Source organism: Modestobacter sp. VKM Ac-2978 (assembly GCF_026968025.1).
GTDB lineage: Bacteria > Actinomycetota > Actinomycetes > Mycobacteriales > Geodermatophilaceae > Modestobacter.
On record NZ_JAPVBP010000006.1, the window covers coordinates 267,237 to 280,858 of the forward strand.

10 protein-coding genes are annotated in these 13,622 nt (G+C 75.3%); 7 read left to right on the top strand and 3 right to left on the bottom strand.

The genetic code is table 11. The features are described from left to right. The first annotated feature begins 11 nt into the window (after positions 1 to 11). Complete coding sequence (locus tag O2W53_RS16515) at positions 12 to 458, top strand: GNAT family N-acetyltransferase (RefSeq protein ID WP_269164142.1); 447 nt, start codon at positions 12 to 14, stop codon at positions 456 to 458. Here O2W53_RS16515 and O2W53_RS16520 read toward each other — a convergent pair. Further along, positions 455 to 2,239 carry a helicase gene (locus tag O2W53_RS16520; protein ID WP_269164143.1) on the bottom strand — a complete coding sequence of 595 codons (1,785 nt, stop codon included), beginning with the start codon at positions 2,237 to 2,239 and terminating at the stop codon, positions 455 to 457. The genes O2W53_RS16515 and O2W53_RS16520 overlap by 4 nt on opposite strands. Before the next feature lie 91 nt (positions 2,240 to 2,330). On the opposite strand from O2W53_RS16520, the gene O2W53_RS16525 reads away from it, so the two are divergent. Beyond that, positions 2,331 to 3,173 (top strand): alpha/beta fold hydrolase, encoded by an 843-nt coding sequence (locus O2W53_RS16525; RefSeq protein ID WP_269164144.1) that lies wholly within the window; start codon positions 2,331 to 2,333, stop codon positions 3,171 to 3,173. Beyond that, a complete protein-coding gene (gene bluB / locus O2W53_RS16530; protein ID WP_269164145.1) occupies positions 3,170 to 4,897 on the top strand; it encodes a 5,6-dimethylbenzimidazole synthase in 1,728 nt (575 codons plus the stop codon). Before O2W53_RS16525 ends, bluB begins: the two co-directional genes overlap by 4 nt. On the opposite strand, the gene O2W53_RS16535 is transcribed toward bluB, so the two are convergent. Next, on the bottom strand, positions 4,894 to 6,720 hold the full coding sequence (locus tag O2W53_RS16535) for a SpoIIE family protein phosphatase (protein ID WP_269164146.1): 1,827 nt from the start codon (positions 6,718 to 6,720) through the stop codon (positions 4,894 to 4,896). The genes bluB and O2W53_RS16535 overlap by 4 nt on opposite strands. A 116-nt stretch (positions 6,721 to 6,836) precedes the next feature. On the opposite strand from O2W53_RS16535, the gene O2W53_RS16540 reads away from it, so the two are divergent. The 3 genes from O2W53_RS16540 (at position 6,837) to O2W53_RS16550 (ending at position 8,592) form a co-directional block, all read left to right on the top strand. Then, a complete protein-coding gene (locus O2W53_RS16540) occupies positions 6,837 to 7,682 on the top strand; it encodes a helix-turn-helix domain-containing protein (protein ID WP_269164147.1) in 846 nt (281 codons plus the stop codon). 4 nt (positions 7,683 to 7,686) lie between these two features. Beyond that, positions 7,687 to 8,112 carry a VOC family protein gene (locus tag O2W53_RS16545; protein ID WP_269164148.1) on the top strand — a complete coding sequence of 142 codons (426 nt, stop codon included), beginning with the start codon at positions 7,687 to 7,689 and terminating at the stop codon, positions 8,110 to 8,112. 66 nt (positions 8,113 to 8,178) lie between these two features. Continuing rightward, the gene (locus tag O2W53_RS16550; RefSeq protein WP_269164149.1) at positions 8,179 to 8,592 is read left to right on the top strand and encodes a DUF4190 domain-containing protein; all 414 of its coding nucleotides are present in this window, start codon (positions 8,179 to 8,181) and stop codon (positions 8,590 to 8,592) included. An 18-nt stretch (positions 8,593 to 8,610) separates the two neighbouring features. Here the strand turns inward: O2W53_RS16550 and O2W53_RS16555 are convergent, their stop codons facing one another. After that, on the bottom strand, positions 8,611 to 11,871 hold the full coding sequence (locus O2W53_RS16555) for a DEAD/DEAH box helicase (RefSeq protein WP_269164150.1): 3,261 nt from the start codon (positions 11,869 to 11,871) through the stop codon (positions 8,611 to 8,613). Positions 11,872 to 11,947: 76 nt separating this feature from the next. On the opposite strand from O2W53_RS16555, the gene pgm reads away from it, so the two are divergent. Beyond that, the gene (gene pgm, locus O2W53_RS16560) at positions 11,948 to 13,582 is read left to right on the top strand and encodes a phosphoglucomutase (alpha-D-glucose-1,6-bisphosphate-dependent) (protein WP_269164151.1); all 1,635 of its coding nucleotides are present in this window, start codon (positions 11,948 to 11,950) and stop codon (positions 13,580 to 13,582) included. Positions 13,583 to 13,622 lie beyond the last annotated feature (40 nt).

Consider the following 13,622-nt stretch of genomic DNA (forward strand, 5'->3'; position numbering starts at 1 on the left):
ACGATGCACCGGTGACCGATGCACCCGCCCTGCGCGAGGCGGCCTTCGCCGAGCTGACCCCGGCCGAGCTCTACGGGATCCTGCGGCTGCGGGTCGACGTCTTCGTCGTGGAGCAGGCCTGCCCGTACCCGGAGCTGGACGGACGGGACGCCGAGCCGACCACCGTGCACCTCTGGCACGAGGCGGACGACGGCACGGTGTTGTCCACGATCCGGGTGCTGACCAACGGCGAGGACCGGGCGATCGGCCGGGTCGCCACAGCGGAGGGTGCCCGGGGTCGAGGGCTGTCTGCCCAGCTCGTCGCCCGCGGCATCGAGCTGTGCGCGGGGCGCACGATCGACATCGGCGCCCAGGCGTACCTGGAGTCCTGGTACGAGCGGTTCGGGTTCCGTCGCTCGGGGCCGGACTACGTCGAGGACGGCATCCCGCACCTGCCGATGCGGCTCGCGCCCCGCTAGTCGGCTCCGGTCAGCGAGGTCGTGGGCAGCCAGTCGGCGTCGAGCAGCTCGGCGATCTGCTGCAGCCCGGCGGTGTCGCCGCCGGCGGTCGAGCCGGTGACCGCCAGCCGCTCGACCATCACCCGGGCCACGTCCTCCTCCACGGTGTCCTGGGCGAAGGCCACCCGCCACGGTGAGACCTGGTGGTCGCGGTGCGTGCGGCCGGTGACCTGCCGGGCGGCGATCCCGGAGAACCGCGGCTGGTGGAACAGCCCGACCCGCGGCGTGGTCGACGCGGTGCGCCCGCCGGGCAGCACCTCCCCGGCGTGCAGGCTGATCGAGGCGGTCACGGTGAACACGCACACCGGGGCCTCCCCCGTCTGGAAGCGGAGCCGCTCGGCCTCCACGTCGAAGCGGTCCCGGCCGTAGATCGAGGCGACGGCGACGCCGCCGTCCAGCAGGGCCTCCCGGATCGGGTCGGCGGCGGTCTCGACGAACTCCACGGACACGGCGACCTGCCGGTCGGCCTCCACCTGGGCCTTCACCCAGTCGACCGTGGCCTGCGCGCGGATCAGCCCGGCCTTCTGCCGGAACCGCAGCAGCGCTGCCCGGCCGCGGGCGGCCTCCCGCTTCCGGCGGGCCAGCTGCATCTCCGCACGGAACTCCGACCACTCGGCCTCGTACTGCGCGCGCTCGGCCGGGGTCAGCTCGACCGGGGTGCCGGTGACCGACACCGGCCCCCACGGGGCGGGGCGGTGCAGCGTGGCCGGCGGGTCGGTGTCGGCCAGCCAGCTGCGCAGCCGGGTCAGGTCCGCCCGGCGCTCCTCGGCGTCCTCGGTCCAGCTCCAGCCGTACCGGGCACGTTCCACGTGGAACCCGTGCGCCGCGAGCCGGCTGGGCAGGTCGGCCCACTCCTTCAGCGGTTCCCCGTGGACGGCGGCGAAGTGCGGCGCGAGGTAGGGCAGCTCCAGCGGGGTGTGTGCCGGGGTCGCGGTGGCCAGCAGCACGTACGGGGCGTCCTTGACCCGGCCGGCGCCGGACACTGACCGCCAGTGCTTCCACCGCTGCGTGGTGGTGTGCCGGACCATGTGCGCCTCGTCGGCGACCACGACGTCGAACCGCTGCCCGGTGGCCTTGGTCAGCCCGGCGACCTTGCCCAGCCGGTCCCAGGTGGTCACGCACCAGCGCAGCCCGCTGTCGCCGAAGGCCGCGATCGAGCGGGCCCAGTGTGGCACCGTGATGGCCGCCGGCCGGTCGGCGACGACCAGCACCGTGCGGACCGGCCGCTGCTGGTCCGCGCGCCGGGCGGCGATCTGCCCGACGGCCAGGACGGCGGTGCCGGTCTTGCCCACGCCCGGGTCGTCGCCGAGCAGGAACATCCGCCCGCCGGCGGCCTCGTGCGCGGCGATGACCGCCGCCCCGGTGACCTGCTCCGGCCGCGGGGACATCGGGCGGCCCGTCGGCACCGGTCGGGGCTCGGCGTTCAGCTCGTCCTCGAGGAACCGTTCCAGGCTGTACGGCGGCGGGTCGTAGGGCGCCAGCGCCGCGGGCAGGGTGGCGCCCACGTACACGTGCGCGGACAGGCCGGCGTGCCAGCTCGCCCCCGGTGCCGGCGCGCGGAACGGGACGGCGAGCACCCAGACCCGCTCCCCCGGCCCGGCGACCGGCAGCTCGGCGCCCGCCTTCGGCGCGGCCTTCCGGGGGGCGGCCTTCCGGGCGGCTGCCTTCCGCGGCGCCGCCGTCCGGGTGGTCGTCGTGGTGGTGCGGGACGAGCTGGTGGGGCGCCGTCGGCGTCCGGGCACGGGGGAACTCCTGGGGGTCGACGGCCGGTCCGCGCGACGTTACGGGCGCCCACCGACACCCGGGCGCAACGACATGTGCTGCGATCAGCGCATGACCGAGGACATCCGCCTGTCGGCCCGCACGCTCGGCGACACCGGGCCCCACGTGGTCTTCGTGCACGGCCTGTTCGGCCAGGGCCGCAACTGGACGACGATCGCCAAGGCGCTGGCCGCCGACGGGCACCGGGTCACCCTGCTCGACCTGCCCAACCACGGGCACTCCCCGTGGACCGACCGGGTCGACTACGTCGACATGGCCGAGTTCGTCGCCGCCGAGCTGGCCCAGCTGGGCGAGCCGGTGACGCTGGTCGGGCACTCGATGGGCGGCAAGGTGGCGATGCAGCTGGCGCTGCGCCGTCCCGAGCTGCTGCGCGCCCTCGTCGTCGTCGACATCGCCCCGACCGACTACCCCGAGTCCGGTGGCCGGACCGAGGACCCCGACGAGGAGGCCTCCCCGTTCGCCGCGTTCATCACCGCGATGCAGGGCATGGACCTCGACCGGCTGGAGACCCGGGAGGACGCCGACCAGGCGCTGCGCGCCGCCGTCCCCAGCACGATGGTGCGGTCGTTCCTGCTGCAGAGCCTGGTCCGGGACGGCGTCGGGGAGGGTGACGGCTGGCGCTGGCGGCTGAACCTGGAGACCTTGGCCCGCGACCTGGGCGAGCTGCGCCGGTTCCCCGATCCGCCGCCGGGGGCCACCTACGAGGAGCCGGTGCTGTGGATCGCCGGGGCCAACTCCACCTACGTGCTCGACGACGACCGGCCGCGGATGGACGAGTTGTTCCCGACGACCCGGCTGGTGCGGGTGAAGAACGCCGGGCACTGGGTGCACTCCGAGCAGCCCGAGGTCTTCCTGGAGACGGTCCGCCGGTTCCTGCGGCAGGTGGAGGGATGACGTACCCGCGGCCGGTGCCGCTGATCGGCGACGGCACCGCGGCCACTGAGCGCGCCGCCGACCCCGCCGGCTGGGCGCTGCCGGAGGCCGACCGGGCCGGGCTGTACCGCACGGTCGAGGCCCGCCGCGACGTCCGGCGCTACCGCCCGGACCCGGTGCCCGACGAGGTGCTCACCCGGGTGCTCACCGCCGCGCACCAGGCGCCGTCGGTGGGGCACAGCCAGCCGTGGCGGTTCGTCGTCGTCCGGGACGCCGGCATCCGGGACACCGCCGCCGTCCTCACCGACCGGGAGCGGCTGCGCCAGGCCGCCCAGCTCGACCCGGACGCCGCCGCCCGGCTGCTGGACCTGCAGCTGGCCGGCGTCCGGGAGGCGCCACTGGGCGTCGTCGTCTGCTGCGACCGGCGGGCCCCGGCGGCCGGCGTGCTGGGCCGGGCGACCTTCCCCGACGCCGACCTGTGGAGCTGCGCCACCGCCGTCCAGAACCTGTGGCTGGCCGCGCGGGCGGAGGGCCTGGGCGTCGGCTGGGTGACGCTGTTCCGCCCCGACGAGCTCGCCGGCCTGCTCGGCCTGCCCGACGGGGTGGTCACCCTCGGCTGGCTGTGCCTGGGCTGGCCCGACGAGCGCCCGCCGGCGCCGGGTCTGGAGCGGGCCGCCTGGTCGCGTCGGCAGCCGCTGTCCGACGTCGTGCTGGCCGACCGGTGGCCGGCCGAGGAGGCCGCGCCCGCGCCGCCGCCGTCCCGGCTGCGCAGCCCGGCGCCCGAGCAGGTCGTCGGGGCCCGGGACGACGCCGACCGGCTGCTCACCCCGCCGGGGTCGCTCGGCGTGCTGGACGGCGCGGTCGCCCGGGCGGTGGCGCTGGGCCGGGGCGGTCTGTCCGGTGGTGTGCTGCTGCTCGCCGCCGCCGACCACCCGGTCACCGCGCACCGCGTCTCGGCCTACCCGGCGTCGGCGACCCGGGACGTCGTCACCGCCGCGGTCGCCGGGGTGGCGATGGGGGCGACCGCCGCCCGGTCGGCGGGGCTGGACCTGGTCGTGGTGGACGCCGGGGTCGCCGGGCCGGCGGTGCCCGGTGCGGTCGTGGCCCGGCCGTCGGGAGCCCGCGGTGACCTGATGACCGGGCCGGCGATGACCGCGGCGGACGCCGCTGCGCTGCTGGCGGCCGGCCGGGCACTGGGCGTCGAGCACGGCCGGGCAGGGCTGGTGGCCGTCGGTGAGGTGGGCGTCGGCAACACCACGGTCGCCGCCGCCCTGGCCGCCGCGCTGTTGCACGTGGAACCAGCCGTGGTGGCCGGGCTCGGGTCCGGCGCGGACGCGGCCATGGTCGAGCGCAAGCGGGACGTCGTCGCGGCGGCGCTGACCCGGGCCGGCCCCGACCTCGACCCGCTGACCGCGCTGGCCGAGCTGGGCGGACCCGAGCTCGCCGTGCTCGCCGGGGTGGTGCTGGGGGCGGCGGAGGCAGGGGCGGTCGTCGTCCTCGACGGGTTCGCCACCGCGGTCGCGGCGCTGGTCGCCGTGCTGCTGGAGCCCGCGGCGCAGTCGGCGCTGGTGGCCGGGCAGCGCAGCCGGGAGCGGGGCAGCGACGCCGTCCTGCAGGCCCTCGGCTGCGAGCCGCTGCTGGACCTGCGGCTGCGCGCCGGCGAGGGGGTCGGGGCGGTGCTCGCCGCCGGCCTGCTCCTGCACGGGCTGCGGATGCGCCGGGAGACCGCCCGGGTCGAGGCCTAGGTCCCAGCGGTGGGTGGTGCGACCCGGACGGCGATGAGGGCCACGTCGTCGTCGGCGCCGGAGGCGGGCAGCAGCGTGTCGACCACCCGGTCGCACAGCGCGTCCAGGCCCAGCGCGGCGGCGCCGGTGAGCACCCCGACCAGGCGCTCCAGGCCCTGGTCGAGGTCCCGGGCGCCGGCCGGGCCGGCGCCGTGCTCGATCAGCCCGTCGGTGTAGAGCAGCAGCGTGGACCCGGCGGGCAGGGAGCACAGGTGGTCCGGGCGCAGCTGGTCGGGCAGCACGCCCAGCGGCATCCCGACCGGGTCGGTGAGCACGTCGACGCGGCCGTCGGCGTGCAGCAGCAGCGGCGGCGGGTGCCCCGCCGAGGACCAGCGGATGCTCCGCTCTCCACCGGGGGAGGTCGCCGGGTCGCCGTCGATCTGGGCGACCAGGACGGTGGCGAACACCCCGTGCGCCAGGGTGTCGCAGGCGGCGTCCACGGCGGCCAGCACGGTGCCGGCGGTCGCGGTGCCGTCGTGCCCGGCCATCCGCAGCATCGTGCGCAGTTGGCCCATCGTGGCCGCCGCCTCGATGTCGTGGCCGGCGACGTCGCCGATGACCAGGCTGGTGGTGCCCCGGGCGTCCAGGTAGGCGTCGTACCAGTCCCCGCCGACCAGTTGGGCATCCCCGGCCGGCTGGTACCGGGCGGCCAGCTGCAGGTGCTCGGGGTGGGGCAGCACCGGGGGCAGCAGCGCACGCTGCATCGTCTCCGACATCGAGCGCTGCCAGGCGTAGGCCAAGGCGTTCTCCACCACCAGTGCGGCTCGGTCGGCCATCGCGGTGACCAGCTCCTGCTCGACCCCGCTGTACGGCGGTGCCGCCCCGGTCCGGGCCACCACCAGGACCGCGACCACGCCATCGCGGCTGCTCAGCGGCGCGACGAGCGCGCTGCTGACCCCCAGTCGGGCGGCCGCGTCCCGCTGGTCGGGGGTCAGCGCGGCGTCCGCGGGGACGTCGATCAGCTGGACCCGGCCGGTCACGGCGACGTGGCCGGGACCGGAGGCCTCGCCGATCCGGCGGCCCATGCCGTGCACCCACTCCTCGAGGACCGCGAGCTGGTCGGGGTCGGCGTGCCGGACGGCCACGGGGGCCAGGCTGCCGTCGCGCTCCACGGTGCAGACGTAGGCGAGGGCGCCCAGTGCCGGGACGGCCAGCCGGGCGATCGCCTGCCAGACGCCGGCGGGCTCCAGGCCGGCGGTGAGCAGGTCGCCGATGCGGGCCAGCAGGGCAGCGCGGTCCGCCTCCGCCCGTGCCTCGGCCCGGGCCTGCTCGGCCCGGAGCATGGTCACCCGCAACGCCACCTCACGGGACGCGATGGCCGCCAGGTCCTCCAGCAGCTCGATGTCGTGCGTGGTCCACTCGTGGGCGACGGTGTCGACCACGCAGAAGCTGCCGAGCACCTCCCCGTCGGGGGTGTGCACCGGGAAGCCGGCCCAGGCGCGGACGCCCAGCTCCTCGACGTGCGGGTTCCGCTTCGTCCGCTCGTCGGCGGTCACGTCGTCCAGGACCAGGGGCTCCCCACCCAGCACGTACTGGCAGAAGGACTCCTCGACGGTGCTCTGCACGGGGCCACCCGGCTCCGTGCCCTGGCGGCTCAGCCAGTAGGACCGCTGGTCGTCGACGACGGTGAGCAGGGCCACCGGTGCCCCGGTCAACCGCCGGGCGAGGGCGGTCAGCCGGTCGAAGGACTCCTCGGCGGCCGCGTCGAGCAGCTCGGTGGCACGTACCGCGGCGACCCTCGCCCGGGCACCGGCGCTCTCCGCAGCGGTCACCGGGTGGGGCACGGACGAGCCGTCGGGTCTCCGGGGTGCACGGCACCATTGAACACAGCAGGGACGACGACCGGTGGCCGGTGCCGCGAGAGGGTGACGTGCCGGACCGGGACCGCCATCCTGGTGCGGTGTCCGACGAGTGGGTGCACGTCCGCCCGCACCCGGCGCTGCGCCCGTTCGTCCCCAGTGCGGTGGGCTACCGGTACGGCGGGTCCGCCTCGGGGGTGCACCGGGGGCTGCCGTCCCCCTTCCTCACCTTCGTCGTCACCGTCGACGAGCCGCTCGTGCTGGCCGCGCACCCCGACCCCCAGCAGGCGCCGGGCCGGTACGACGCGCTGCTCGGTGGGCTGCACACCCGCCCGGCGCTGATCACCCAGACCGGGCGGCAGACCGGCCTCCAGCTGGCGCTCACCCCGCTGGGCGCCCGGGCGCTCCTCGGCCTGCCGGCCGGAGAGCTGGCCTCCCTCGACTGCCCGGTCGCCGACGTGCTCGGGGCCGACGGCGCGGAGCTGACCGAGCGGGTGCGGTCCGCGCCGGACTGGGCGGGCCGGTTCGCCGCCGTGGAGGACGTGCTGCTGCGTCGGGTGCGGGCCGGGGCCGGACCCGCGCCCGAGGTCACCGAGGCCTGGCGGCTGACCCTCGCCTCCGGTGGGCGGCTCCGGGTCGCCGACATCGCCGGGCGGGTGGGCTGGTCGGAGCGGCACCTGCTCGCCCGGTTCCGTGCCGAGACCGGGCTGACCCCGAAGGAGGCGGCCCGCGTCGTCCGGTTCGACCGGGCCCGCCGGGCGTTGACCGCCCGGGTGACCGGCGGCGGCCCACCCGACCTGGCCGCCCTCGCCGCGGCCACCGGCTTCGCCGACCAGGCGCACCTGACCCGCGAGTGGCGGGCCTTCAGCGGCCTCCCGCCGACCCGGTGGCTGGCCGCGGAACTCGGATTCGTCCAAGACGGCCGGACGCCCGGGTCGACATCCTGATCCCATGACCGAGACCACAGACACCCGATCGACCACCGCTCCCCCGCCCACCGTCTGGCCCGCCTTCCGGGCCCGGGACGCCCGCGCCCTGATCCGGTTCCTCGTCGACGCCCTCGGCTTCGAGGAGACCGCCGTGTACGGCGAGGGCGACGTGGTCCAGCACGCCCAGCTGTCCTGGCCCCCCGGCGGCGGGGTGATGCTCGGCTCGGTGCGCGACGACGAGGGCTGGACGGTCGCCCCGGGCAGCACCGGCTGCTACCTGGTCAGCGACGACGTCGACGCGCTGTTCGATCGCGCGGTCGCGGCCGGCGCCGAGGTCTTCCGGCCGCTGCAGGACACCGACTACGGCGGGCGCGAGTTCGCCGTCCGCGACCCGGAGGGCAACCTGTGGAGCGTGGGCAGCTACCGGGGCGAGCCGCGGCGCAGCTGAGCCGGGCTCACCCGTCGGGTGGGTGGGTGCTGGTCGTCGCCCCGATCGGCTCCTAGGGTCGGGCAGATGAGCCAGGACGACGGCGACCAGTACCCGCAGCCGCAGCCACAGCCGCAGGGGAACGTCCCTCCGCCCCATGGCAGCTCGGTGCCGTACGGGCAGCAGTACGGCCAGCCCTTCGGGCAGCAGCCCTACGGTCAGCCCCCGTACGGCCCGCCGCCGTACGGGTACGGCTACGCGCCGCCGCGGAGCACGAACGGGCTCGCCATCGCCTCCATGGTGCTCGGGATCGTCTGGCTGTACTGGCTCGGCAGCATCCTCGCCCTGGTGTTCGGCTACGTCGCGAAGAAGCAGATCCGCGAGCGCGGCGAGAACGGTGGCGGCATGGCCACGGCCGGCATCGTCCTCGGCTGGGTCGGCGTCGGGCTGTTCGTGATCGTCGTGTTGTTCGGCGTCGCTGCCAGCACCGGCTACAGCTGACCATCCCCCCGTCGCCGGTCAGCTGAAGAGACCACGCACGTCGTCGGCGGTGAGGGCACCTGAGGCGAGCGCGCCGTCGTCGACGACGCGGGAGAACAGGGCCTGCTTGCGGGCCTTGAGCTCCATCACCTTCTCCTCGATGGTGCCGACGGCGACCAGCCGGTAGACCATCACCGTCTTGTCCTGGCCGATCCGGTGCGCCCGGTCGACGGCCTGGGCCTCGCTCGCCGGGTTCCACCACGGGTCGAGGACGAAGACGTAGTCGGCCTCGGTGAGGGTGAGCCCGAAGCCGCCGGCCTTGAGGCTGATCAGGAACACCGGGGCGCTGCCGGTGCGGAACTCGTCGATCCGAGCGTCCCGGTCCCGGGTCCGCCCGTCCAGGTAGACCCAGTCGATGCCCTCGGCGGTCAGCCGGTCACGGATGCTGCCCAGGAACCGGGTGAACTGGCTGAAGACCAGCACCCGGTGCCCCTCGGCGACCACCTCGCGCAGGTGGTCGAGGAACGCGTCGGTCTTGCTGGCGCGCACGTCGGCGTAGGCCGGGTCGATCAGTGCCGGGTCCAGGCTGAGCTGCCGCAGCAGGGTGAGCGACCGGAAGATGGTCATCCGGTTCTTCGACATGTCCTCGACCAGCCCGAGGACCTTGCTCCGCTCCCGCTGCAGGTGGGTCTGGTACAGCTTCTCGTGCTGCGGGTTCAGCACCACCTCGAGCACCTGCTCCTGCTTCGGTGGCAGTTCCGCGGCGACCAGTTCCTTGGTCCGTCGGCGCACCAGCGGGCGGATCCGGCGGCGCAGCAGGGCCAGCTTCTCCGCGTCGCCGTCCCGCTCGATCGGGATCCGGTAGAACTCGGTGAACCGCTCCGGGTCGGGGAAGAGGCCGGGCGCGACGATCGACATCAGCGCCCAGAGGTCCATGACGCTGTTCTCCAGCGGCGTCCCGGTGAGCGCCAGTTTCACCGGCGCCGGCAGCATCCGGGCGACCTGGTAGGTGCGGGCCTGGTGGTTCTTCACGAACTGCGCCTCGTCGAGCACGAGCCCGCGCCAGGACAGCGACGTCCAGGAGTCGGCGTCGATCCGGAACAGCGCGTAGGACGTGACGACGACGTGCGCGCCGGCCACCCGGTCGTGCAGCGCGGTGCCCGCCTTGCGTTCGGTCTCGTCGACGGCGACCACCCGCAGCCCCGGGGCGAACTTGGCCGCCTCCCGGGTCCAGGTGGAGACGACGCTGGTCGGCGCCACCACCAGCACCGGTGCGGCGTCCAGCTCGCCGGCCTCGTGTGCCCGGCAGAGCAGGGCGAGGGTCTGCAGCGTCTTGCCCAGCCCCATGTCGTCGGCGAGCACCCCGCCCAGCCGGTGGTCCCAGAGGAACGCCAGCCAGCCGTAGCCCTCCCGCTGGTAGGGCCGCAGCTCCGCGTCCAGCCCGGCCGGTGGCGGGGGTGGCTCAGCCGTCTCGACGTCGATCAGGCCCCGCACCTCGCGGGTCCAGCGGTCGCTCTGCTCGGTGACCACCCCCAGCCCCAGCAGCTGCTCCCACAGCCCGGCGGAGAAGCGGCTGACCTGCACCTCGTCGCCGGGCAGGTCCCGCAGCTCGCGGGCCTCCTCGATCAGCAGCCGCAGCTGCTCGAACTCCGGGCGCTGCAGGGAGAACCAGGTGCCGCTGATCAGCGCCAGCCGGGTGCGGCCGGCGGCCAGCGCGGAGAACAGCGTCGCGAACGGCACGTGCTGGCCGTCCATGGTCACCGAGATGCCGAGGTCGAACCAGTCGGACTCCCGGCTGTCCCGCGCGGTGAAGCTGATCTGCGGCGCCGAGGTGGTCTGCCGGTAGGACGTCGGGGTGCCCACCACGGTCACGTCGACGTCGGGGTCGGCGCGCAGGGCCGGGAGCACCTCGGTGGTGAACTCCAGCGCCTCCATGCCGGCCAGCTCCACCCGCTCGGCCAGCCGGCGCTCCGGCGTCCACAGCTCCGGCAGCCCACCGACCGGGCCGGGCAGCGCCTCGACCAGCAGCTGCTCGGCGGCCGGGTCGCGGCCATCGGCCGGGCCGGCCGTCGCCGACGGGGCGAACGACCGGTCGCCGTACCGAACCGACCAGGCCACCGTGACCGTCGCGTCACCGGGGTAGGTCACCTCGGCGGCCAGCCTCGGGGGTGCGACGTCGGGCAGGTCCACCGAGCCGTCGGCCGAGATCACCGGGACGGCACGTCGCAGCCCCGGGTAGAAGTCGCGCTGGAAGCGGTCGACGTCGCCGGCCGGGATGCCGATCACCCCGCCCCGGGCCACCAGGCCGGCCAGCACCGGGGGCACCGGGGAGTCCAGCCGCGCGAGCACCAGCCCCGGCGCGCCCTCGGGCGCCTCGTCGCGGGCCGGACCGTCGACGGTGACCCCGTGCGGGGGCATGCCGAGGAAGGAGAGCGCCGCCGGGTCGACCGCCCGCCCCGCCACCCGCAGCACGGCCGACAGCTCGGTGCGGTCGCCACCGTCGCGCAGGTCGACGGCCACGTCCGCCTCGCCCTCGGCGAGCACCACCGGACGGGGCTGGCGGTCGGCGGTCACCAGGGGGACGCCGTCGGCCACCGCCTCGGCCAGCAGCCGCCAGAGCCCGGGGCCGAACTCGTGCAGGTACACGTCGACCGGGGCGTACGAGTAGAACTGGTTGCGCGCCGCCTGGTGGGTGGCGTGCAGCGCGCGCATCGCCGCCACGTGCGCCGGGTCCCAGCCGGACCGGCTGTTGTCGTACTGCAGCTGACGCCAGGAGATCCCGCTGCGCACCCACTGCCCCCGCTTGCCCGGGACCACCGGCCGCAGCCGTACCAGCCGCTGCAGGGTGCCCGGCGCGCCGACCGAGCTCCGGCCCCGCCCGGGCGCCTGCTCGACCAGCTCGAACTGCAGCCCGATCGGCACTGCCGTGCGCGGTCGGCGGTCGGCCGCCGCGGCCACCAGCTCCTCGAGCTCGGCCTCCCAGCCGGCCGCCACCGGGGACGCCTTCAGGTTCGAGCGCAGGGACAGCAGGACGGCGACCGCGTGCTTGCAGTCGTCGCCCACCGGGCAGGTGCACGCACCGGCCCAGCCCACCCGGCCGCCGTCGGTGCGCACCACCGTCGTCCGGTAGGGCTCGGGCGCGCCGCCCTGGACCAGACCGGTCAGCCGACGTGCGTCGTCGGCCAGCCGGAGGTCGAGGACGCCGCGGGCGACGTAGCGGCGGGCGCGGTCGAGCACGTCGGCGCCGACGGCGTCGACCAACGCCGCGTCGGTGACCATCTCCCGCCAGTCACCGAGCACCCGGCCAGGTTACGGCGGGGCACCGACAGGGTGGCCCAGGTCGCGGTGACCGGGCGTGCGGCGCGAAGATCAACGCATGAGCTCCGACCGCGCCGGCCAGCCCGCCCAGCCCTCCGACCTGGTCGACGTCCCCCACCTGCTGACCGCGTACTACACGGTCGACCCGGACCCGCACGACGTCGCTCAGCAGGTCGCGTTCGGCACCTCCGGGCACCGGGGCTCCTCGCTGGACGGCGCGTTCAACGAGGCGCACATCCTCGCCACCACCCAGGCGATCTGCGAGTACCGCGCGCAGCAGGGGTTCGACGGCCCGCTGTTCGTCGGCCGGGACACCCACGGGCTGTCGGAGCCGGCGTGGGCGAGCGCGCTGGAGGTGCTGGCCGCCAACGACGTCACCGTGCTCGTCGACGCCGCCGACCGGTACACGCCCACCCCGGCGGTCAGCCACGCGATCCTCGCCGCGAACCGGGGGAAGACCAGCGGGCTGGCCGACGGCATCGTCGTCACCCCGTCGCACAACCCGCCCCGGGACGGCGGCTTCAAGTACAACCCGCCCTCGGGCGGTCCGGCCGACACCGACGCCACCGGCTGGATCGCCAAGCGGGCCAACGAGCTGCTGGCCGCCGGCCTGGACGGGGTGCGGCGGGTGCCCTTCGCGCGGGCCCGTGCCGCAGCGCAGTCCTACGACTTCCTGGGCACCTACGTCGACGACCTGCCGAACGTGCTCGACCTGGACGCCGTCCGGGCCGCCGGGGTCCGGATCGGTGCCGACCCGCTCGGCGGTGCCGCCGTCGACTACTGGGGGGCGATCGCCGAACGGCACCGCCTGGACCTCACCGTGGTCAACCCGTTGGTCGACCCCACGTGGCGGTTCATGACGCTGGACTGGGACGGCAAGATCCGGATGGACTGCTCCTCCCCCTCGGCGATGGCCTCGCTGATCGGTGCGAAGGACGAGTTCCAGATCGCCACCGGCAACGACGCCGACGCCGACCGGCACGGCATCGTCACCCCCGACGGCGGGCTGATGAACCCCAACCACTTCCTCGCTGTGGCGATCTCCTACCTGTTCAGCCACCGCGACGGCTGGGGTGCCGAGACGGCGGTGGGCAAGACGCTGGTGTCGTCGTCCCTGATCGACCGCGTGGTCGCCGACCTCGGCCGGCGGCTGGTCGAGGTGCCGGTCGGGTTCAAGTGGTTCGTGCCGGGGCTGCTCGACGGGTCGGTCGGGTTCGGTGGCGAGGAGTCGGCCGGGGCGTCGTTCCTCCGCCGCGACGGTGGCGTGTGGACGACGGACAAGGACGGCATCCTGCTCGCCCTGTTGGCCTCGGAGATCCAGGCCGTGACCGGGAGCTCGCCCTCGGAGCTGCATGCGTCACTGACGCAACGGTTCGGTGAGTCGGCCTACGCGCGGGTCGACGCCGCGGCGACCCGGGAGGAGAAGGCCGCACTCGGCAAGCTCTCCCCCGACGCCGTCACCGCCACCGAGCTGGCCGGCGAGCCGATCACCGCGAAGCTCACGAAGGCGCCGGGCAACGACGCCGCGATCGGCGGCCTGAAGGTCACCACGGAGAACGCCTGGTTCGCCGCCCGCCCGTCCGGCACCGAGGACGTCTACAAGGTCTACGCCGAGTCCTTCAAGGGCCCCGACCACCTCGCCCAGGTCCAGGAGGAGGCCAAGGCCGTCGTCTCCGCCGCCCTCACCCCCTGACCCCCACCGGGGCAGAAATGGCCATTTCTGCCCCGGTTGT

Excerpts from the sequence above, each read along its gene's own strand:
- O2W53_RS16525 (WP_269164144.1), top strand. The coding sequence starts at position 2,331 with ATGACCGAGGACATCCGCCTGTCGGCCCGCACGCTCGGCGACACCGGG.
- bluB (WP_269164145.1), top strand. The coding sequence starts at position 3,170 with ATGACGTACCCGCGGCCGGTGCCGCTGATCGGCGACGGCACCGCGGCC.
- O2W53_RS16545 (WP_269164148.1), top strand. The coding sequence starts at position 7,687 with ATGACCGAGACCACAGACACCCGATCGACCACCGCTCCCCCGCCCACC.
- O2W53_RS16550 (WP_269164149.1), top strand. The coding sequence starts at position 8,179 with ATGAGCCAGGACGACGGCGACCAGTACCCGCAGCCGCAGCCACAGCCG.
- pgm (WP_269164151.1), top strand. The coding sequence starts at position 11,948 with ATGAGCTCCGACCGCGCCGGCCAGCCCGCCCAGCCCTCCGACCTGGTC.